The sequence below is a fragment of the Streptomyces sp. NBC_00670 genome, assembly GCF_036226765.1.
Lineage (GTDB): Bacteria > Actinomycetota > Actinomycetes > Streptomycetales > Streptomycetaceae > Streptomyces.
In genome coordinates, this window is record NZ_CP109017.1 from 5,995,590 (window position 1) to 6,015,722 (window position 20,133).

23 protein-coding genes and 1 pseudogene are annotated in these 20,133 nt (G+C 76.4%); 18 read left to right on the forward strand and 6 right to left on the reverse strand.

From position 1 onward, the window contains the following. Nucleotides 1-145: 145 nt before the first annotated feature. From OIE12_RS26525 to OIE12_RS26580, 12 genes and pseudogenes are all read left to right on the forward strand, one after another. Nucleotides 146-1,771 (forward strand): carbamoyltransferase family protein, encoded by a 1,626-nt coding sequence (locus OIE12_RS26525; RefSeq protein WP_329139472.1) that lies wholly within the window; start codon nucleotides 146-148, stop codon nucleotides 1,769-1,771. Further along, the gene (locus OIE12_RS26530) at nucleotides 1,768-2,796 is read left to right on the forward strand and encodes a glycosyltransferase family 2 protein (RefSeq protein WP_329139474.1); all 1,029 of its coding nucleotides are present in this window, start codon (nucleotides 1,768-1,770) and stop codon (nucleotides 2,794-2,796) included. The genes OIE12_RS26525 and OIE12_RS26530 overlap by 4 nt, the downstream gene beginning before the upstream one ends. After that, nucleotides 2,793-3,383, forward strand: coding sequence for a D-glycero-alpha-D-manno-heptose-1,7-bisphosphate 7-phosphatase (locus tag OIE12_RS26535; protein ID WP_329139476.1), 591 nt, complete (start codon nucleotides 2,793-2,795; stop codon nucleotides 3,381-3,383). Before OIE12_RS26530 ends, OIE12_RS26535 begins: the two co-directional genes overlap by 4 nt. Then, nucleotides 3,380-4,444, forward strand: coding sequence for a glycosyltransferase family 9 protein (locus OIE12_RS26540; protein ID WP_329139478.1), 1,065 nt, complete (start codon nucleotides 3,380-3,382; stop codon nucleotides 4,442-4,444). The genes OIE12_RS26535 and OIE12_RS26540 overlap by 4 nt, the downstream gene beginning before the upstream one ends. Continuing rightward, on the forward strand, nucleotides 4,441-5,403 hold the full coding sequence (locus OIE12_RS26545) for a glycosyltransferase (protein ID WP_329139480.1): 963 nt from the start codon (nucleotides 4,441-4,443) through the stop codon (nucleotides 5,401-5,403). Before OIE12_RS26540 ends, OIE12_RS26545 begins: the two co-directional genes overlap by 4 nt. Further along, on the forward strand, nucleotides 5,400-6,716 hold the full coding sequence (locus tag OIE12_RS26550; RefSeq protein WP_329139482.1) for a glycosyltransferase: 1,317 nt from the start codon (nucleotides 5,400-5,402) through the stop codon (nucleotides 6,714-6,716). Before OIE12_RS26545 ends, OIE12_RS26550 begins: the two co-directional genes overlap by 4 nt. A gap of 97 nt (nucleotides 6,717-6,813) precedes the next feature. Then, nucleotides 6,814-7,380: pseudogene (locus OIE12_RS26555) on the forward strand (D-sedoheptulose-7-phosphate isomerase); the annotation flags it as partial. Between the two features lie 613 nt (nucleotides 7,381-7,993). Continuing rightward, a complete protein-coding gene (gene rfaE2 / locus OIE12_RS26560; protein ID WP_329139484.1) occupies nucleotides 7,994-9,454 on the forward strand; it encodes a D-glycero-beta-D-manno-heptose 1-phosphate adenylyltransferase in 1,461 nt (486 codons plus the stop codon). 50 nt (nucleotides 9,455-9,504) lie between these two features. Further along, entirely contained in the window at nucleotides 9,505-10,500 is a 996-nt protein-coding gene (locus OIE12_RS26565) for a glycosyltransferase family 9 protein (protein ID WP_329139486.1), read from the forward strand. Nucleotides 10,501-10,505: 5 nt separating this feature from the next. Next, a complete protein-coding gene (locus OIE12_RS26570) occupies nucleotides 10,506-11,393 on the forward strand; it encodes a glycosyltransferase family 2 protein (RefSeq protein WP_329139488.1) in 888 nt (295 codons plus the stop codon). Further along, nucleotides 11,390-12,316: a glycosyltransferase family 2 protein gene (locus OIE12_RS26575; RefSeq protein ID WP_329139490.1), complete on the forward strand. Its 927-nt coding sequence runs from the start codon at nucleotides 11,390-11,392 to the stop codon at nucleotides 12,314-12,316. The genes OIE12_RS26570 and OIE12_RS26575 overlap by 4 nt, the downstream gene beginning before the upstream one ends. A gap of 391 nt (nucleotides 12,317-12,707) precedes the next feature. Then, nucleotides 12,708-12,920 carry a hypothetical protein gene (locus OIE12_RS26580; RefSeq protein ID WP_329139492.1) on the forward strand — a complete coding sequence of 71 codons (213 nt, stop codon included), beginning with the start codon at nucleotides 12,708-12,710 and terminating at the stop codon, nucleotides 12,918-12,920. A gap of 48 nt (nucleotides 12,921-12,968) precedes the next feature. On the opposite strand, the gene OIE12_RS26585 is transcribed toward OIE12_RS26580, so the two are convergent. Together OIE12_RS26585 and OIE12_RS26590 are read right to left on the reverse strand one after the other, a co-directional pair. Continuing rightward, nucleotides 12,969-13,250, reverse strand: a complete 282-nt coding sequence (locus OIE12_RS26585; RefSeq protein ID WP_329139494.1) for a DUF3618 domain-containing protein — start codon at nucleotides 13,248-13,250, stop codon at nucleotides 12,969-12,971. A 27-nt stretch (nucleotides 13,251-13,277) separates the two neighbouring features. Next, a complete protein-coding gene (locus OIE12_RS26590; RefSeq protein ID WP_329139496.1) occupies nucleotides 13,278-14,390 on the reverse strand; it encodes a YihY/virulence factor BrkB family protein in 1,113 nt (370 codons plus the stop codon). Between the two features lie 143 nt (nucleotides 14,391-14,533). Between OIE12_RS26590 and OIE12_RS26595 the strand changes: the two genes are divergently transcribed. After that, entirely contained in the window at nucleotides 14,534-14,710 is a 177-nt protein-coding gene (locus tag OIE12_RS26595) for a hypothetical protein (RefSeq protein ID WP_329139498.1), read from the forward strand. A gap of 60 nt (nucleotides 14,711-14,770) precedes the next feature. Here OIE12_RS26595 and OIE12_RS26600 read toward each other — a convergent pair whose 3' ends face one another. Further along, entirely contained in the window at nucleotides 14,771-15,139 is a 369-nt protein-coding gene (locus OIE12_RS26600) for a TraR/DksA family transcriptional regulator (RefSeq protein ID WP_329139500.1), read from the reverse strand. Nucleotides 15,140-15,262: 123 nt separating this feature from the next. Here OIE12_RS26600 and OIE12_RS26605 point away from each other — a divergent pair, with 123 nt between their 5' ends. Beyond that, complete coding sequence (locus OIE12_RS26605; protein WP_329139502.1) at nucleotides 15,263-16,204, forward strand: polysaccharide pyruvyl transferase family protein; 942 nt, start codon at nucleotides 15,263-15,265, stop codon at nucleotides 16,202-16,204. Between the two features lie 112 nt (nucleotides 16,205-16,316). Continuing rightward, nucleotides 16,317-16,580, forward strand: coding sequence for a DUF3040 domain-containing protein (locus OIE12_RS26610; protein ID WP_443053913.1), 264 nt, complete (start codon nucleotides 16,317-16,319; stop codon nucleotides 16,578-16,580). A gap of 9 nt (nucleotides 16,581-16,589) precedes the next feature. On the opposite strand, the gene OIE12_RS26615 is transcribed toward OIE12_RS26610, so the two are convergent. Next, entirely contained in the window at nucleotides 16,590-16,730 is a 141-nt protein-coding gene (locus OIE12_RS26615; RefSeq protein WP_329139506.1) for a hypothetical protein, read from the reverse strand. Continuing rightward, on the reverse strand, nucleotides 16,712-16,993 hold the full coding sequence (locus OIE12_RS26620; protein ID WP_329139508.1) for a hypothetical protein: 282 nt from the start codon (nucleotides 16,991-16,993) through the stop codon (nucleotides 16,712-16,714). The genes OIE12_RS26615 and OIE12_RS26620 overlap by 19 nt, the downstream gene beginning before the upstream one ends. A 68-nt stretch (nucleotides 16,994-17,061) precedes the next feature. On the opposite strand from OIE12_RS26620, the gene OIE12_RS26625 reads away from it, so the two are divergent. From OIE12_RS26625 to OIE12_RS26635, 3 genes are all read left to right on the forward strand, one after another. Continuing rightward, nucleotides 17,062-17,769, forward strand: coding sequence for an SDR family NAD(P)-dependent oxidoreductase (locus OIE12_RS26625; RefSeq protein WP_329139510.1), 708 nt, complete (start codon nucleotides 17,062-17,064; stop codon nucleotides 17,767-17,769). A 143-nt stretch (nucleotides 17,770-17,912) separates the two neighbouring features. Beyond that, nucleotides 17,913-19,064: an FUSC family protein gene (locus OIE12_RS26630; RefSeq protein WP_329139512.1), complete on the forward strand. Its 1,152-nt coding sequence runs from the start codon at nucleotides 17,913-17,915 to the stop codon at nucleotides 19,062-19,064. A gap of 38 nt (nucleotides 19,065-19,102) precedes the next feature. Beyond that, complete coding sequence (locus OIE12_RS26635; RefSeq protein ID WP_329139514.1) at nucleotides 19,103-19,540, forward strand: protein-tyrosine phosphatase family protein; 438 nt, start codon at nucleotides 19,103-19,105, stop codon at nucleotides 19,538-19,540. A gap of 14 nt (nucleotides 19,541-19,554) precedes the next feature. Here the strand turns inward: OIE12_RS26635 and OIE12_RS26640 are convergent, their stop codons facing one another. Further along, a complete protein-coding gene (locus tag OIE12_RS26640) occupies nucleotides 19,555-19,962 on the reverse strand; it encodes a TOBE domain-containing protein (protein WP_030383260.1) in 408 nt (135 codons plus the stop codon). Between the last annotated feature and the right edge of the window lie 171 nt (nucleotides 19,963-20,133).

The following is a 20,133-nucleotide window of genomic DNA, read 5'->3' on the forward strand; positions in this document are numbered from 1 at the left end:
CCGGTCACTCCACGGTGACAAACCGCTGCAAGCTGTCGCACACCCCACCGAGTCGTCTCAAAGAGTTTAAGACTGCTGCGGAAGGCCACTCGCCGTATCCACAGGAACACGGCCCCCACCCGCCGAACGCGACGGAGTTCCCACCATGCGCATCCTTGGCATCAACGCCCTCTTCCACGACCCCGCCGCCGCCCTCGTCCTCGACGGCGTCACGGTCGCGGCCGCGGAGGAGGAGCGGTTCAGCCGGCGCAAGCACGGCAAGCGCCCGGTGCCGTTCTCCGCGTGGGAGCTGCCGGAGCAGGCGGCCCGCTGGTGCCTGACCCAGGCAGGGATACGCGCCGACGAGCTCGACGCCGTCGCGTACTCCTTCGACCCCGGCCTCGCCCGCCCCGCCGCCGACATGGGGCTGTTCGACCCCTGGGACCCGCTGCGCCTGGAGTACGCCCGCCGCGCCCCCGAGTTCCTCGCGGAGGCGCTGCCCGGACTCGACCCCGAGAAGGTCGTGTTCGTGCCGCACCACGCCGCGCACGCCGCCTCCGCCGGGCCCGCCTCCCCGCACCCGGACAGCGCCGTCCTCGTCCTGGACGGCCGCGGCGAGGCGGCCTCGCATCTTGCCGGCCGCTTCGAGGGTGGCGAACTGCACACCCTGGCCCAGCAGACGCTGCCGCACTCCCTCGGCCTGGTCTACGAGGAGCTCACCGAGCACCTCGGCTTCCTGCGCTCCAGCGACGAGTACAAGGTGATGGCGCTGGCCTCCTACGGCAAGCCCCGCTTCCTGCCTCAGATACGCCAGTTCGTGCACGCCACCGGCGACGGCGGCTTCACCGCGCACGGCGTCGACTGGGCCGCCCTCGCGCCCGCCCGCGCCAAGGACGAGGAGTGGAACCAGGACCACGCCGACCTCGCCGCCAGCACCCAGGCCGTCCTGGAGGAGACCCTCCTGGAGCTGGCCCAGTGGCTGCACGGCGAGGCCGGCGGCGACTCGCTCGCCATGGCCGGCGGCGTCGCCCTCAACTGCGTCGCCAACTCCAAGCTCGCCCGCCTCGGCCCGTACCGGAACGTATGGGTCCAGCCCGCCGCCGGCGACGCCGGCACCGCGCTCGGCGCCGCCCTGCACGTCGCCCGCGACCCGCGGCCCATGCCCGGCGCCGACCTCGGCCGCGGCTGGAGCGACGACGAGATCCGGCACTGGCTCGACGAGGCCGCCGTCCCCTACGAGCGGCCCGACGACATCGCCGAGACGGTCGCCGAGGAACTCGCCCGCGACGGAGTCGTCGCCTGGTTCCAGGGCCGCAGCGAGTTCGGGCCGCGCGCGCTCGGCCACCGCTCGCTGATGGCCCACCCCGGCCGGGCCGAGAACCTCGAACGGCTCAACAAGGTCAAGGGCCGCGAGGAGTTCCGCCCCGTCGCGCCCATGGTGCTCGCCGACCGTGCCGCCGACCTGTTCGACGGGCCGCTGCCCAGCCCGTACATGCTCTTCGTGCACGACGTGCGCCGCGACTGGCGCGACCGCATCCCCGCCGTCGTCCACGTCGACGGCACCGCCCGCATCCAGACCGTCGACGAGGGCCAGGAACCGCTGGTCGCGCGGATGCTGGCCGCGTTCGAACGGCGCACCGGCATCCCGGTCGTCGTCAACACCAGCCTCAACACGGCCGGCCGGCCCATGGTCGACGACCCGCGCGACGCGCTGGAGTGCTTCGGCTCCGCGCCCGTGGACCTGCTCGCGATCGGGCCGTTCGCCGTCCGCCGCGGGAGGGCGTTCGCATGACGGGCCCCACCGAAGCGCTCGAGCCCCTGTACGCGGTGGTGATACCGACGCTGGTCCGCGACACGCTCGCCGACTGCCTCGCCGCGCTCGTCGCCGCGACCGGGCCGCGGCCGGCCGAGATCGTCCTCGTCGACGACCGGCCGGAGGCGGACGCGGACCCCGCCGCGCTCGAACACCCGCTCCGGGTCCTCGGCGAACTCCGCGACCGCACCCGGGTGTTGACCAGCGGCGGCCGCGGTCCCGCCGCCGCCCGCAACACCGGGGCGCGGACCGTCGGCGCGCCCTGGACGGTCTTCCTCGACGACGACGTCCAGGTCGGACCGCACTGGTGCGCCCAGCTCGCCGAGGACATCGGGGAGGCCCCCGACGACACCGCCGGCATCCAGGGCGTCATCGCCGTGCCGCTGCCCGGCGAACGCCGCCCCACCGACTGGGAACGCGGCACCGCCGGGCTCGCCGAGGCGCGCTGGATCACCGCCGACATGGCCTACCGCACCGCCGTGCTCAAGGAGGTCGGCGGCTTCGACGAACGCTTCCGCCGCGCCTTCCGCGAGGACGCCGACCTCGCGCTGCGCGTCCTCGACGCCGGGTGGGGCATCCGGCGCGGGCGGCGCACCACCCGGCATCCGGTGCGGCCCGCCGACCGCTGGGTCTCGCTGCGCGCGCAGCGCGGCAACGCCGACGACGCGCTGATGGGCCGGCTGCACGGCCCCGACTGGTGGGTCGAGGCCGCCGCGCCGCGCGGCCGGATCCGCAGCCACGTCGCCGTCACGGCCGCCGGTGCGGGCGCCTGCGTCCTCGCCGCCCTCGGCCGGCCGCGCGCCGCCGCCGCGCTCGGCCTCGGCTGGGCCCTGGGCACCGCCGAGTTCGCCTGGTCCCGCATCGCGCCGGGACCGCGTACCCGGTACGAGGTCGACACGATGCTCGCGACCAGCGTCCTCATCCCGCCCGCCGCCACCTGGCACCGCCTCACCGGCACCTGGCGCCACCGGCGCGCACCCGCCTGGCGGGAGGCGACGTCATGACCGTCACGACACCCTTCGGCGGCCCGCCCGCGCCGCGCGCCGTGCTGTTCGACCGGGACGGGACGCTCGTGGAGGACGTGCCCTACAACGGGGACCCCGAGCGGGTCCGGCCCGTCGCCGGGGCGCGGGAGGCGCTGGCGCTGCTGCGGGAGCGCGGCATCCGGACCGGCGTCGTCAGCAACCAGTCCGGGGTGGCACGCGGGCTGATCCGCGCCGCCGACGTCGTACGGGTCAACGCGCGCGTCGACGCCCTGCTCGGGCCGTTCGACGACTGGGCGGTGTGCCCGCACGGCCCCGACGACGGCTGCTCCTGCCGCAAACCCGCCCCCGGGCTCGTGCTCGCCGCCGCCGGGCGGCTCGGCGTGCCCGTCGAAAACTGCGTCGTCGTCGGCGACATCGGCGCCGACATCGAGGCCGCCCGCCGCGCCGGAACGTACGGCGTGCTCGTACCGACCCCGGTGACCCGGCCGGAGGAGATCGCCGCCGCGCCGCACGTGGCACCGGACCTGCTGACGGCCGTCCGCGGGCTGCTGGCCGGCGAGCACGCCACCGCCGCCGTACCCGCCGTGCCCGGGAGGCCCCTGTGAGCGCCCCGCGCGCCGCCGGGCGCGCGCTCGTCGTGCGGCTCGACAGCTTCGGTGACGTGCTGCTCGCCGGGCCCGCCGTGCGGGCCGTCGCCGCGCGGGCCGGGCATGTGACCTTCCTGTGCGGGTCCAAGGGGGAGCCCGCCGCCCGGCTGCTGCCCGGGGTGGACGACGTCCTCGTGTGGGACGCGCCCTGGGGCGGGTTCGAGCCGCCGGACGTGAACCGGGCGGAACTCGACCGGCTCACCCGCCGCATCGACGCCGACACCGCGCTCGTCCTCACCTCCTTCCACCAGTCCCCGCTGCCCACCGCCCTCGTGCTGCGGCTGGCCGGGGTCGCCCGGATCGCCGCCGACAGCGAGGACTACCCCGGCTCGCTGCTCGACGTACGGCACCACCGGGCGCCGCACGCGCACGAGGTGGAGGCCGCGCTCGACCTCGCCGCCGCCGCCGGGTTCCCGGCCGTCGACGACGGCCGGCTCCGCATCCGTGCCACCCCCGACACCCTTGACCTGACCGGGAGTTCGCCCTACGTCGTGGTGCACCCGGGCGCCAGCGTCCCCGCCCGCGCCTGGAGCCCCGACCGCTGCGCCCAGGCCGTGCGCGAACTGGCCGCCGCCGGGCACCGCGTGGTCGTCACCGGCGGCGCGGGGGAGCGGGCGCTGACCGCGCACGTGGCCGGGGAACGGGGGCTCGACCTCGGCGGCCGTACCGACGCCGAACGGCTCGCCGGTGTCCTCGCCGGTGCCTCGGCCGTCGTCACCGGCAACACCGGTCCCGCGCACCTCGCCGCCGCCGTCGGCACCCCCGTCGTCTCCCTGTTCGCGCCCGTCGTACCCGCCGAACGGTGGCGGCCCTACGGCGTGCCGTGCGTGCTGCTCGGCGACCAGGACGCGCCGTGCGCCGACAGCAGGGCGCGGACCTGCCCGGTGCCGGGCCACCCCTGCCTGGACTCGGTCACCGCGCACGACGTCCTGGCCGCCGTCGAGAAGGTGGCGCGGGAGGAACCGGCCGTGAAGAAGGCCGGCAAGAAGGAGGCCGTCGAGAAGGTGAGGGCCGTATGAGGATCCTGATCTGGCACGTGCACGGCTCCTGGACCACCGCGTTCGTCCAGGGCCCGCACACCTATGTCGTCCCCGTCACCCCCGACCGCGGCCCCGACGGCCTCGGCCGGGCCCGGACCTGGGACTGGCCGGCCTCCGTCGTCGAACTCCCGCCCGAGGAGCTGCGGCACACCGAGCTCGACCTCGTCGTGCTGCAACGCCCGCACGAGTTCGCGCTCGCCCGCGAGTGGCTCGGCCGCACCCCCGGCCGGGACGTGCCCGCCGTCTACCTGGAGCACAACGCCCCGCACGGTGACGTCCCCGACACCCGGCACCCCGCAGCCGACCTGCCCGGCATCCCCGTCGTGCACGTCACCCACTTCAACCGGCTGATGTGGGACACCGGTTCCGCCCCGGCCACCGTCGTCGAGCACGGCATCGTCGACCCCGGCCCGCTCTACACCGGCGAACTCCCGCACGCGGCCGTCGTCGTCAACGAGCCGGTGCGGCGCGGCCGCACCACCGGCACCGATCTGCTGCCCGCCTTCGCCGCCGCCGCGCCGCTCGACGTGTTCGGCATGGGCACCGCGGGCCTCGCCGGCCATGTGGGCCTGGATCCCGCGCGCTGCCGGGACCACGAACTCGTGCAGAGCGAACTGCACACGGCGCTCGCCCGGCGCCGCCTCTACGTCCACCCCGTCCGCTGGACCTCCCTCGGCCTGTCCCTGCTGGAGGCGATGCACCTCGGCATGCCCGTGGTCGCCCTCGCCACCACCGAGGTCGCCGAGGCCGTGCCCGAGGACGCCGGGGTGGTCTCCAACCGGATCGACGTACTCACCGACGCCGTACGGGAGTTCGTCGCCGACCCCGAGCAGGCCCGCCGCACCGGCGCGCGCGCCCGGGCGGCGGCGCTCGCCCGCTACGGGCTTCCCCGCTTCCTCGACGACTGGGAGCGGCTGTTCAAGGAGGTGACCCGATGAGGATCGCCATGGTGTCCGAGCACGCGAGTCCGCTCGCCGCGCTCGGCGGCCCCGACGCCGGAGGCCAGAACGTGTACGTGGCTCGCCTGTCGGAGGAGCTGACCAGGCGCGGCCACCAGGTCACCGTCTACACCCGGCGGGACGCGGCAGCGCTGCCCGACCGGGTGCCACTGCCGTGCGGCGCCGTCGTCGAGCATGTGCCGGCCGGGCCGGCCGAGCCGATCCCGAAGGACGAACTGTTCGCGCACATGCCCGCGTTCGGGGCGTACCTGGCCCGGGTCTGGGCCCGTGAGCGGGACCGGCCGGAGGTGGTGCACGCGCACTTCTGGATGTCCGGCATCGCGGCGCAGCTCGGCGCGCACCCGCACGGCATCCCGGTCGTGCAGACGTTCCACGCCCTCGGCACGGTCAAGCGGCGCCACCAGGGACGGGCGGACACCAGCCCGCCCGAACGGATCGGCGTGGAGCGGGGCATCGGGCGTACGTGCGACCGGGTGCTCGCCACGTGCAGCGACGAGGTGCACGAACTCGCCGCGATGGGCGTCCCGTCGCGGCGGGTGTCGGTGGTGCCGTGCGGGGTGGACGCGGAGCAGTTCCGGCCGGAGCAGTTCCGGCCGGCGGGGGAGCGGCCGGGGGCCGGGCGTGCCGACGGGGGCGCGCGGGTGGGCGCGTGGCAGGCCCCGGAACGCTCCGGGACGGCGGCGCGGTGGCAGGTGCCGGAGCGGCGGGCGGCGCACCGGCTGCTCGCCATCGGCCGGCTGGTCCGCCGCAAGGGCTACGACCAGGCCATCCAGGCCCTGCCGCGCATCCCCGACACCGAACTGCTCATCGCCGGCGGCCCCCAGGAGCACCTGCTCCCCGACGACGCCGAGGCCGAACGGCTGGTCCGGCTCGCCGGGGACCTCGGCGTCGGCGACCGGGTACGGCTGCTCGGCGCGGTCGACCCGGCGCGGATGCCGGAACTGATGCGCAGCGCCGACCTCGTCCTGTGCACGCCCGCGTACGAGCCCTTCGGGATCGTGCCGCTGGAGGCCATGGCCTGCGGCGTGCCGGTCGTGGCCACGGACGTCGGCGGCCACCGCGACAGCGTGGCCGACCGGGTCACCGGGCGGCTCGTCCCGCCCGGCGACCCCGGCGCGATCGCCGCGGCGGTCCGCGAACTCCTCGACGACACGGCGCTGCGGCGACGCTACGGCGCCGCCGGCCGCGACCGCGTCCTCGCCCGCTTCACCTGGCAGCGGGTGGCGCTCGGCGCGGAACAGGTGTACCGCCAGGTCGCGTCGGACCGGGAGCTGCGCACGGAGGTCGCCTGATGCGCGGCCCGCGTACGGCGTGCGGCGGGCTGCCGGCCCGCCGTCGTCCCGTGGACGTGAACCGACCGGAGAACCCTCTCGCGGAGGAGAAGGCCCGATGACATACGCCCCCGTCGTGAGCCATTGCGACGAACTCCTCGACGCCCTGGGGCCGTTCCGCCGCTCGGCCGCGGTGGCCGGCCGGTGGGGCGAGCGGCTGGCCGCCGCGCTGTGCGGGGGCGGCCGGCTGCTGGCCGCGGGCAACGGCGGCAGCGCGGCGCAGGCCCAGCACCTCACGGCCGAGCTCGTCGGCCGCTACCGCACCGACCGGCCGCCGTTCTCCGCGATCGCCCTCCACGCGGACACCTCCAGCACGACGGCGATCGCCAACGACTACGGCGTGGACGAGCTGTTCGCCCGCCAGGTGCGCGCCCACGGCCGCCCCGGCGACGTCCTCATACTGCTGTCGACCAGCGGCGCCAGCGCCAACCTGCTCTCCGCGGCGGACGCCGGCCGGGCGGCCGGTCTGCACGTGTGGGCGCTGACCGGCCCCGCCCCCAACCCGCTGGCCGCCGCGGCCGACGAGGCGTTCTGCGTGGACGCCCCCTCGACGGCGACGGTCCAGGAACTCCACCTGGTCGCCGTCCACATGATCTGCGCCGCCTTCGACGACGCCCTGGAGGCCGACGGCCTCCTCGATGCCGACGGCGAAGTCACCACGACCCACGGCACGGGCATCGCCCGCTCCCTGAGCAGCCACGGCGCCCACGCCGACGGGGCCACGTCCGACGGTTCGCGCTCCCCACGGGGCGCCGCACCCGCGCCGGGCGCGCCGGCCTCCGACCGGGGCGGCGCCCGACCCGCCCGATCTGGCCTGACGGGCACGCCGGCGGACGGCACGGGCACCGCGTCCGGCTCCCGTCCCGCGCGTGACGGTGCGCAGCGGCTCGACGGCGTGCAGCCTGTCGTACCCGACGGCGCCGTCGGCCACGCCCTCGGACGACGCGGCGAGGCCCGCCGCCCCGAAGAGCCCACCGGCCGCGCCGGCGCCTCGGCCGACGGACCCGCGCGGCGGACTGCGGCGTTCGACGGTGCTCCCCGGTCCGGGGGCGACGGCGCCGGTCGGCCCGGGGGCGGCGGCGCTGTCCGGCCGGAGGTCGACGGAGCCCCGCGGCCCCGAGCCGACGGCACCGGTCGGGCGCAGGTCGGTGATGGGCGCGAGGCTGCCACGTCCCGCGGCGGGACCGGGCGGCACCGTGCCGTGCCGGGGCGTGGGGCCGGGCGGAAGGGGCGGCGTGATGGCTGACTCCACCGTGCGCGCGCCGTTGCTCGTCGTCGGGGACGCGCTGCTCGACCGGGACGTCTCCGGGCGCGCCGAGCGGCTCGCCCCCGACGCCCCCGTCCCCGTCGTCGCCGACGGCGAGGAACGGCTGCGCCCCGGCGGCGCCGCCCTCGCCGCCTACCTCGCCGCCCGCGACGGCCGCGAGGTCACCCTCGTCACCGCCCTCGGCGACGACCCCGCCGCCCACGCCCTGCGCCGGCTCCTCGAACCCTGGCTCACCCTCGTCGCCCTGCCCACCACCGGCGCGCTCCCCGAGAAGACCCGCGTGCTGGCCCAGGGCCGCCCGCTGGTCCGCGTCGACCGCGGCACCGGCCGTGCCGCCGCCGCCACCGACGAGGCCCGCGCCGCAGTCCGCTCGGCCCGCGCGGTACTCGTCTCCGATTACGGGCGCGGCGCCGCCGACGTGCTGCGCGACGCCCTCACCGAACGGCCCCCCGCCGTCTGGGACCCGCACCCCCGCGGCGGCCCGCCCGTGCCCGGCACCCGCCTGGTCACGCCGGCCGCCGCCGAGGCCAAGGCCTTCACCGGGGACGGCGGAGCCCCCGCCCGCGACAACGACCTGCGCGCCACCGCCCACGGCGCCGCCGCCCTCGTACGGGACTGGCGGGTCGGCTCGGTCGCCGTCACCCTCGGCGCCCGCGGCGCCCTGCTGTCGTACGGCGACTTCCCGCTGCTCGTCCCGGCGCCCGAGGCGCACGGCGGCGACAGCTGCGGCGCGGGCGACCGGTTCGCCGCCACGGCCGCCGGGCTCCTCGCCGACGGCGCCGCCACCGACGAGGCCGTCCAGGGCGCGGTCACCACGGCCTGCGCCTTCGTCGGCGCGGGCGGGGCGGGCGGGCTGCGGTGGGAGACGGCCGGTTCGAGGGCCCGTACGGCGGTCGGTGCGAAAACCGGTACGACTGGTGACGCCGACCCCGCCGCGGGCGACGCCGAGCGGCTCCTCGCGCACGTCCGCGCCACCGGCGGCACGGTCGTCGCCGCCGGCGGCTGCTTCGACCTGCTGCACGCCGGCCACGTCGGACTGCTCCAGGCGGCCCGGCGGATCGGCGACTGCCTCGTCGTCTGCGTCAACTCCGACGCCTCCGTGCGCCGCCGCAAGGGCGACGGCCGCCCCGTCAACCCTCTCGCGGACCGCGTCCGGGTGCTGCGCGCGCTGGAGTGCGTGGACGCCGTCGCCGTCTTCGACGAAGACACCCCCGAGGCCCTGCTCACCCGGCTCAAGCCCGACGTGTGGGTCAAGGGCGGCGACTACACCCACGCCGACCTTCCCGAGGCCGCGCTGCTCGACGGCTGGGGCGGGCAGACCGTGCTGCTCCCCTACCTCGACGGCCGCTCCAGCACCAGCCTCGCCGCCCGCGCGGCGGCCGCCGCGGCGGCGGGAGGAGCGGGCGGGAGCGACGGCGGACAGCGCGGCTGACCCCGCCACCCACCCCCACTCACCACCCCCGACCCCCGGAGCCCCGCCCCATGACCCAGCGCACCGCCCCGCCGCCCCCCGCCGCTCCCCGCCGTCCCCGCCTCCTCGTGCTGCGGGCGCTGGGCCTCGGGGACCTGCTCGCCGGGGTGCCCGCGCTGCGCGCGCTGCGCCGGGCCTTCCCGGAGCACGAGACCGTGCTGGCCGCGCCCGCGGACCTGGCCCCCCTCGCCGCGGCGAGCGGCGCCGTCGACCGGCTGCTGCCCGCCGCCGCCCCGGGGCGGGCCGTCCCCACCGCCCTCGACTGGACCGGGCCGCCCCCCGACCTCGCCGTCGACCTGCACGGCAAGGGCCCCGAGAGCCTGCGTCCGCTCCGGGCGCTGCACCCCCGCCGGGTCCTCGCCTTCGCGGCCCCGGACGGCCCGCCCTGGTACGCCGAGGAGCACGAACGCGCCCGCTGGTGCCGGCTGCTCACCTCCTACGGCATCCCCGCCGACCCCGCCGACCTGCGGCTCCCCCCGCCGGACGCGCCCTCCCCGGCGCCCGGCGCGGTCGTCCTGCACCCCGGCGCCGGGGCCCCCTCCCGCTGCTGGCCCGTCGACCGGTACGCCGCCGTCGCCGCCGGGCTCCGCGCCAGGGGCCGGCGGGTGGTCGTCACCGCCGGACCGGGGGAGGAGGAGCTGGCGGCCGGACTGGCCCGGCGCGCGGACATGCCCGCCGAGGACGTCCTCACCGGCGGCCTGCCGCTCGCGGGGCTCGCCGCGCTCGTCGCCGGCGCGGACGCCGTCGTCAGCGGCGACACCGGGCTCGCGCATCTGGCCGTCGCGTACGGCACCCCGTCCGTCACCCTCTTCGGACCCGTCCCGCCCAGCCAGTGGGGCCCGCCCCCGCACCCCCGCCACCGCGCCCTGTGGCACCCCGGCCCGCCGGGCGACCCGCACGCCCCCACCCCCGACCCGGCACTCCTCCGCATCACCCCGGACGAGGTGCTCGACGCCCTCCGCCGGCTGCCGGCCGCCGACCCCGCCCCCCTCCCAGCCTCCCGGTGACCCCCATGACCCGCGCCCCCGCCGTCGGCATCGCCCTCGCCACCCGCGACCGTGCCGACACCCTCGCCACCACCCTCGAACACCTGCTCGCGCTCCCGGAACGGCCGCCCGTCGTCGTCGCCGACAACGGCTCCACCGACGGCACCCGCGCGATGCTCGCCCGCCGCTTCCCCGAGGTCCGCGTCCTCGCCCTCCCCGCCAATCGGGGCGCCCTCGCCCGCACCGACGCCGTACGCGCCCTCGACACCCCCTACGTGGCGTTCAGCGACGACGATTCCTGGTGGGAGCCCGGCGCCCTCGCCACCGCCGCCCGGCTGCTCGACGCCCACCCCCGGCTCGGACTGCTCTCCGCCCGCACCCTGGTCGGTCCCGCGAACGCGCCCGACCCGCTCAACGCCGTCCTCGCCGGCTCCCCGCTCGGCACGGACCCCGACCTGCCCGGCACCCGCGTCCTCGGCTTCCTCGGCTGTGCCGCCGTCGCCCGCCGCACCGCCTACCTCGACGCGGGCGGCTACCACCCGCTGTTGTTCTTCGGCGCCGAGGAGACCCTGCTCGCCTACGACCTCGCCGCCCGCGGCTGGGGCGTCACCCACTGCCCCGAGGTGGTCGCCCACCACCACCCGGCGGTCTCGGACCGCCCGCACCGCTCCGCCGTCGTCCGCCGCAACGAACTGCTCACCGCCTGGCTGCGCCGCCCCCTGCCCCACGCCGCCGGCCGCACCCGGCGGCTGGCCGCCGACGCCCGCCACGACCCCGTCGCCCGCCGCGCGCTGCGCGAGGCGCTGGTGCGGCTGCCGGCCGCGCTGCGGCAGCGCCGACCGCTGCCGCCGGAGGTGGAACGGGCCGTCCGCCTGCTGGAGCGGGCCCCCGCGCGGCAGGAGGAGCCGGTATGACGGACCACGAGCGCGCCGTGAGCGAAAACGAGGACGACCGTACGACCGTCGTCGTCATCACGCACAACCGGCGGGCCGAACTCCTGCGCACGCTGGAGAAGTTGGCCGCGCTGCCGGAGGCGCCGCCGGTGATCGTCACCGACAACGGCTCCACCGACGGCACGGCGGAGGCGGTCGCCGAGCGGCACCCCTGGGTGACGCTGCTGCGGCCCGGCCGCAACCTCGGCGCGGTGGGCCGCAACCTGGCCGTGGAGCGGGTGCGGACCCCGTACGTGGCGTTCTGCGACGACGACTCCTGGTGGGAGCCGGGGGCGCTGGCCGCGGCGGCCGATCTGCTCGACCGGCACGCGCGGCTCGCCGCCGTCACCGCACGGATCCTGGTGGAACCGGCGGGCACCGAGGACCCCATCGTCGCCGAGCTGCGCGACTCGCCGATCCCCGGGCCCGAGTGGCTGCCCGGGCCCGCGCTCGGGTCCTTCCTCGCGGCGGCGACCGTGCTGCGGGCGGACGCGTTCCGGGCGGTCGGAGGGTTCTCGCCCCGGTTGTGGCTGGGCGGGGAGGAGGAACTGCTGGCGGCGGACCTGGCGGCGGCGGGGTGGTGGCTGGCGTACGCGGAGGAGCTGACGATCCACCATGCGCCGTCGGTGGCGCGGGACGCCGCGTTGCGGCGGGCGCACGGGATCCGGAACACGCTGTGGTTCTCGTGGTTGCGGAGGCCGGTGGGGGTGGCGTTGCGGCGGACGGTGCACATGGTGCGGACGGTGCCGTGGGATGTGACGTCGGTGCGGGGGTTCGCGTGGGCGGTGGCGGGGGTGCCGTGGGTGGTGCGGGAGCGGAGGGTGGTGCCCCCGGAGGTGGAATCCAGGCTGCGCCTGCTGGACGAGGCCCAGCGCCGCTCGAAGGCGCGCCGGTACGGTCCCTGACCGCCGGGGAGTTTCCTCGCCCCCGCCGCCCCCTCCTGAACGTGGGGGGCTCCGCCCCCGGGCCCCCCGGGGAGGGTGGGGGAGCCGGGGGCGGGTGGGGAAGACCGTGGGAGAGCTCGGGTGGCGGGGTGCGTGGGCGGGTGCGGGTGGGACGTGGCCGGTCGCGCAGTTCCCCGCGCCCCTTGAAGCGCGGGCTGTACCGCTCTGCGGCTCCGCCGCGCGGGGGCGAGCGGGGCTGTGTCGATGTGCGGCTGCGCAGGGCGGGCGCGGGGAGTCCCCCTGCGCCGGCGGGGGCGAGGAGTCCTCGGTCACCGGACCTTCACCTCGTCCGCCCCATCCCCGCGTATCCCCGGGGCACCCGCCCACGCGAACCGCATGAAAAGGGGCCCCCGTGTTCGTCGTCGTCGCCGTCCTGCTGCTCCCCCTCGCCGGAGTCACACTCGCCGCCCTCTCCTGGTGGGAGGAACGGCTCTTCACCACCCCCGAGACACCCCGCCACGCCCGTGCGCCGCACAGCCGCCGCCGTCACCACCTCCGGCTGATCCCCGGCGGCCGCACCACCCCCGCCGACACCACCCCGACGGAACAGCGCGACGCCGCCTGAGGCACAAGCCTCGGGCGGCGTCACACCCACCACGGTCGGGCTCGGCGCTCAGCGCCGACGCACCCTCCGCACCACCAGAACCCCCACCCCCACGACCACCACGGCGCCCACGGCCACCGCCGCCCCCACCACCGGCACCCCCGCCGCCCGCTCCCGCACCGCCGCCGCCTTCTCCCGCGCCCTGGCCTTCACATCCGTCTTCGCGGCCAGCTCCTCCACCGTGCGGCCCAGCTCCTCACGGGTGTGCGCGATCTGCGCGCGCAGCTCCTCCTTGGTGGCGGGGGTGCCCCCACCGGGCCCGGACGGACTCCGTTCAGCCATCGATGCCATCGACATGTCCTTCCTCGTAGCGGTCACTCACTCGTTCTCCAGGCGACGCTTGTCCTGCTCGTCCCACGCCCGCGTGTCCCGCGGTTCCGCGTACGGCTCCTCGTCCGGCGGCAAGCCGCCCGCCACCGCCCGCTGCCGTGCGGTCTCCGCGTCGAACTCCAGGCCCAGCAGGATCGCCAGGTTGCTGATCCACAGCCACACCAGGAAGACGATGACGCCGGCCATGGTCCCGTACGTCTTGTTGTACGAGCCGAAGTTGGCGACGTAGAACGCGAACCCGGCGGAGGCGACGAGCCAGATCAGCAGCGCGAGCGCACTGCCGGGGGTGATCCACCGGAAGCCGCGGACCTTCGCGTTGGGCGTGGCCCAGTACAGGATCGCGATCATGATCGTCACCAGGACCACCAGCACCGGCCACTTCGCGATGGACCACACCGTCAGCGCCGTGTCACCGAGCCCGAGGGCGTCACCGGCCCGCTTGGCGATGCCGCCGGTGAACACCACGATGCAGGAGCTGATGACGGCCAGCACCATCAGCACCACCGTCACCCCGAGCCGCAGCGGCAGCACCTTCCACACCGGCCGGCCCTCGGGCATGTCGTACACCGCGTTGGCCGTACGGATGAACGCGGCGATGTAGCCCGACGCCGACCACAGCGCCAGGACGATGCCGACCACCGCCATGATCGAGCCGATGCCGCCGCTGCCCTGCAACTGGTGCACCGCGTTGGTGACGATGTCCCCGACCGAACCGGGGGCGAGGTCGTTGACCTGGTCCAGCAGTTTGTCGGTGGTCGACTTCCCCGTCATGCCGAGTATCGAGACCAGGACCAGCAGCGCGGGGAACAGGGCCAGCACCCCGTAGTAGGTGAGCGCGGCGGCGCGGTCGGTCAGCTCGTCGTCCTGGAACTCGCGCAGGGTGCCCTTGAGCACCGCCTTCCAGGAGCGCGCGGGCAGCTCGGTCGGCGTGTCCGGGGCACGGCGCTCCACGTCCGGGTCCGGACCGTACCGCTGTGCCCCGCCCTCGCCCCCGCCGTCCGGGTCCGCGCCCGCGGCAGCGCCCGCGTCGGCGTCCGCACGCGCGTCGGCGTCGGCGTCCGCGTTCTGGTGCCTGTGTCCTAGTTTCGATAGCCGAGACATACGGTGCGGGTATCCCCGACGGGCCCGATCACGCTCCGCGCCCTGCACGGCCATGCGTCCCGGTACGGACCGTTTGGCACCGGGGCGCCGGGAAACCCGGACGGGGCGAAACGATCTGGCCCAGCCGACCGGACGGAGATGCCATGGACGAGCAGGTCACCCCCTCCCAGGCGGAGGGCGAGCGGGACGACGAGGACGGCGCGGACGGCGCGGACGGCGCCACGGCCACCGGCCGCGCGGACACCCCGCACCCGACGCCCTCGCAGGCCGAGGGGGAGCGCGACGACGAGGACGGTCCGGAGGGGCTCAACGGGCCCTGACCGGCAGGAGCCCAACGGGTTCTGGTCCGCAGGAGCTCAACGGGTCCTGTCCGGCCCAGTTCAACGGGTCCTGTCCGGCCCCCGGCCGCAGCGGACGCAGACGTCGGCGTGCGGAACGGCGAGCAGCCGGTCGCGCGCGATCGGCTCGCCGCACACCGTGCACCGCCCGTACGCGGGGGTGCCGAGGCGGTCCAGCGCGGTGCGGGTCCGCTCCAGCAGGGTCCGCGCCCGTTCGGCGTCCGAGCGCAGACGGTCGGCGGCGGTCACCTTCGCGCCGAGATCGCCCGCGTCCAGATCGCAGTCCGTGTAGAGCGTGGCGGTCTGCGCGTCCACGGCCGCCAGCTCCGCGCGCAGCCCCTCCTCCTGCGCGGTGAGCCGGGCACGGAGGTCGTCGAGATCCCGGGCTGACAGTTCTTCTTCGGTCGGCATGACGGCTCCTCGTTCTCGACGCCTCCGGGTTCCCGCCGGGGCGCGGACCACACGCCGACGGACGGACGGACCACACGCCGACGGGCAGGCGGACCACACGCCGACGGACAACGGGAGCGCACTGTGCGACGAAGGATTCTGCTGGTCGGCTGGTTCAGCTTCGCGGACGGCGAGGCGACCGCGGGCGACGTCCTGGCCCTGCGCCGGGTGGAGGACGTCCTCGACCGGGCCGGCCTCGCCCACGACGCGGTCTGGAGCCCCGGCTTCCGCCCCGGGGGGCTGCACTTCGACGCCGTCCGGCCGGGGGACTACACGCATCTGGTTTTCCTGTGCGGGCCGCTGCACGGGCCGCAGGTGGCGGCGCTGCACGAGCGGTTCCCCGGGTGCGTACGGATCGCGGTGGGCGTCTCCGTGGTCGACCCCGGCAGCGCGGCGGTCACCGGGTTCCACCGGGTGCTGCCCCGGGACGCGCCCTCCCGCGAACCGGTGCGGGACCTCGCCGCGGGCGCGCCGCAGATGTCCTCCGCGCCGGTGGCCGGGGTGGTCCTGACCCACGGGCAGGGCGAGTACGGGGGACGCCGACGGCACGACGAGGTCGCGGACGTGCTCACGCGCTGGCTCGGCGGCAAGGACTGCGCGCGGCTGCCGCTGGAGACCCGGCTGGACGCCCACGACTGGCGGCTGGCCGCGACGGCGGGTCAACTCCAGTCCGTGATCAGCCGGTTGGACGTGGTGGTGACCGACCGGCTGCACGGCATGGTGCTGGCGCTGCGGGCCGGGGTGCCCGCGCTGGCCGTCGACCCGGTCGAGGGCGGCGCGAAGGTGACCGCCCAGGCCCACGCCTGCGGCTGGCCCGCGGTGGTCGGCGCCGAACGGCTGGACGTACGGCGCCTCGAGCACTGGTGGGACTGGTGTCTGACGTCGGGACGGGCGGCGGCCAGGCAGGTGCGGGAGGAGTTCCGCGGGGCGGCCGGGGCGGGTGTGACGACCGGTGCGGGGGACGGTACGGCGGGGCTGCTCGCGGCCCTTCGCACACGGGAGTCGGGGGCCCCGCGCGGTGGTTAGTTCCGGGGTCTGCGGGCACCCGCACAGAGCGTCCACAGGCCAGGCGTTTCCGGGAGGACCCACAGTGACCACCGGCCGGATACCTGATCACGAGAAGCGGATACTCGCGGACATGGAGGCCGCTCTGCGGCGCGGCAACCGGCGGCTGGACCGGCGGTTGCGGACGCTGCGGGTGCGCCGGGGTCCGGACCCGCGCCGGCTCGCGGCGTACGAGCCGCGGACGGCGGTGGTGGGTGTCTGGCTGTGCGTGGCGGTGGCGCTGATGGTGACGGGGATCTGCACGGGGGAGCCGGCGGTCATCTGGACGTTCGCGGCGGTGTGGCCGCTGGCGTTGTTCGGGGTCTTCCGGCTGCTGTGCCGGTGGTCGAAGCCCTGACGTCTCGGGCTACGGCCGGCGTTGCCGCTCCCCGGGCACGGGCAGGACCGCCAGTGCGGTGTCCGCGACGTTCCGCACCGTCTCCGGGTCCAGGCCGGCCTTGCCCACCGCCTCGATACCCCGGACCACGGTCAGCAGCAGTGCCGCCAACCTGCGGCGCTGATCTCCGTCCGCAGCAGGGACAGCAGTGCCGTCATGGTCTCGGCCGACCGTCCGGCGACCGCCGGATCGCCCTGGGCCAGTTCCGCCGCGCCCTTGGCCAGCAGGCACCCGCGGCGTTCGGTGTCGGCGGCGGTGTTCTCCGCCATGAGGTGCACGTATCCCGACAGCCGGGCGAAGGCCTCCGCGTCCGGGCCGCCTGCCAGCCGCCCTTCGGCCACCTCGACGACCGCGGCGCACCAGTCGCCGAACACGCGGTGGAACAGCTCGCCCTTGTCGCCGAAGGCGCCGTACAGGCTGCCCTTGCCCAGCCCGGTCGCCCGTGATCACCGGAGGGACCAGCGGGATCGGGCTGGCCGTCGCCCACCGCTTCGTCAGGGAGGGCGCACGGGTCTTCGTGACCGGCCGGGACATCGACCGCCTCGAAGCGGCGGTCGCAGAGATGGGCCCCGCGGCCACCGGCGTACGCGCCGACGTCTCGGACCTGGCCGACCTGGACGCGCTCTACGCGCGCGTCCGCGAGGAGGCCGGACGCATCGACGTGCTGGTGGCCAACGCGGGAATCGTGGCGGACGCCGCGCTCGGCGCCCACACCGAGACGAACGTCGACCTGACGCTCGCCGTCAACGTCAAGGGCACGCTGTTCACCGTCCAGAAGGCGCTTCCGCTGCTGGCGGAGAACGCCTCTCTCGTGGTCGTCGGCTCGAGCAACAGCGTGCGGCCCAATGAACAGCTCGAGGTCTACAGCGCGTCGAAGGCGGCGGTGAGCAACCTCGTGCACAACTGGGCCCGGCAGTCACGGGAGCGCCGGTTCCGGGTCAACGTGCTCAGCCCGGGCCCCACGCGGACCCCCGGCCTGCTGGGCGTGGCAGGGGCGGCCGCCGACCGGTTCGCCGAGGCCACCGTGCCCCTGGGGCGGCTGGCCGACGCCGAGGAAATCGCCGAGGCCGCCCTCTTCCTGGCTTCGGACGCCTCGTCGTTCGTCACCGGCGCCGAACTCTTCGCCGACGGCGGCTACACCCGGGCCTGAGCGACGGCCGCCGGCGCGCGTCCGGTTCCCGCGCGGCGACGCCCGGACGGCACCGGTGCCGTCCGGACGTACGTGAGCGACCCCACCCGCTTCCCCTCGAGGGGCCACGCATTGGGTGGCGTCAACGTGGCACCTGATCACCCATGCACTGGTATCGCACGGCGACGCAGGCCGTCCGCGGGCAGGTGAGGGCCGGGGTCCTCACGGCCCACCGGGCGTGGGCGGGACCGGGTCGCGAACGTGACCTGGTCGTGCAGGCGTTCAAGGCGGCGCTCGCCGCCTTTCTCGCCTGGCTCGCCGCCGGCTGGTGGCTGAACGCGCCCGTCGCCTTCGTCGCCCCCTGGGTCGCCATCGTCCTCGTCGAGTCGACGGTGTACCGCTCCATCGCGCACGGGCTGCAACAGCTCGCCGCGATCGCCACCGGAACCGTCGTCGCCACGGCCTTCGCCCTCGCCCTGAACAGCACGCTGCTCGCGATGGCCGTGGTGCTGCCCGCCGCCGTCCTGCTGGGCAACTGGCGGCGCCTGGACAGCCAGGGGATCTACGCGGCCACCGGCGCCCTCTTCGTCCTCACCGGCCCGTCCGTCGGCGTGCTGACCTCCGCCGCCCGGATCGGCGAGGCCGTCTTCGGCGCCCTGGTCGGCATCGCCGTCAACGTGCTGATCCGGCCGCCGGTGTATCTGCGCAGCCCGCGCGCCGCCCTGGAGGACGCGGCCGACGAGGCGCGGTCCGTGATGGAGGACGTGGCCGAGGGGCTCGACGGCGGCGAGTGGGACGCGGCCGAGGCCGGCGACTGGCACGAGCGCGCCCTCCACCTCAGCCGCCTCGTCGACCAGGCCCGCTCCGCCCTCGGGTGGAGCCGGGAGAGCCTGCGCGTCAACCCGCGCCGCCGCTCCCGTACCGTCGCCGAGCCGGGCAGTGCGTACGACGACGCCGTCGCCGTCTTCGACTACGTCGCCGTCCACACCGCCGGCGTCACCCGCACCGTCCTGGAGACCGTGGGCGAGGACCGCAAAGCCTCCTGGCCCGGCTCCACGATCGCCGGCCCCTACGCCGCGTTCCTGCGCCGGGCCGCCGACGCCGTACGCCTCTACGGCGCGGTCCGCTTCGACGACGGCTCCGCGGCGGAGCTCGACGAGGCCGTCGCGGGGCTGCGCCGCTCCCTCGACGAACTGCGCCGCCGGCTGCCCGACGCGGCCACCGGCGACCCCGAGGACCTCGCCACGTACGGCACCCTGCTCACCCAGGCCCGCCGCCTCGCCGACCAGCTCGCGCCCGCGGAACATGACGGGTGAGCGGGGTACGGCGCCCTGAGGGGCCCTAGGTTGGGGACATGACCGACGACACCTGGCGGGCCGGTGACCCCGGCGTCCTGCGACTGCCCTCGGGCCGGCTGGTCCGGGGGCGCGGACTGCGGCGCCCGCTGCCGCCGGGCAGCACGCCGCGGTACGGGGTCTATCTGCTCGGCGGCCGGCCGCCGGAGACCGACTGGGAGTCCTGCTGGCTGCGCTGGCCGGACTTCCGGCTGCCCGCCGACCGCGCGCGGGCCCGCGAGGTGCTCACCGACGCGTGGGAGCGGGCCGGTGCCGAACGCGTCGAGCTCGCCTGCGGCGGCGGACGCGGGCGGACCGGCACGGCGCTGGCCTGCCTCGCGGTCCTCGACGGCGTACCGGCCGAGGACGCGGTGGCGTTCGTCCGGCGGCACTACGACCGGCGGGCGGTGGAGACGCCGTGGCAGAAGCGGTACGTACGGGGGTTCGGGCGGGGCTGAGTCCGGCGGCGGCGTCAGGCCCGGTCGATGTGCACGTTGGTCGACTTCACCCGGGCCGTGGCCTCCACGCCCACCTCCAGGCCCAGCTCCTCCACCGCCTCGCGGGTCAGCAGCGAGACCAGACGGTGCGGGCCCGCCTGGATCTCCACCTGCGCGGCCACGTCGCCGAGCTTGACGGCCGTGACGATGCCGGGGAACGCGTTGCGGACCGAGGTGTACGAGGGGAGGCCGTCGCCGCCGTCCGCCGTGCCGCCGGTACGGGCGAGCTCCACGGAGAAGGCGGCGAGGTCGCGGCCGTCGATGAGGCGGCGTCCGCCCTCGTCGCGATGGGTGGCCATGCGGCCGGCGTCGGCCCAGCGGCGCGCGGTGTCCGGGCTGACGCCGAGCAGGCGGGCGGCCTGGCCGATGGTGTAGGACTGCATGGCCGTCAAGATAGCCCGGGGCCCGTCACGCGATGGACAGGGGGCGTTGCGGGCCGCTCGTGGAGGCCCGCAGCGCCCCCTGGCTCGGTGTGCGACGGGGAACGCGGGACCGTCCTCCGTCTGCCCGGGCGAGCGGCACGGGTGACACGCTAAAGCGTGCGGTTCCGGACT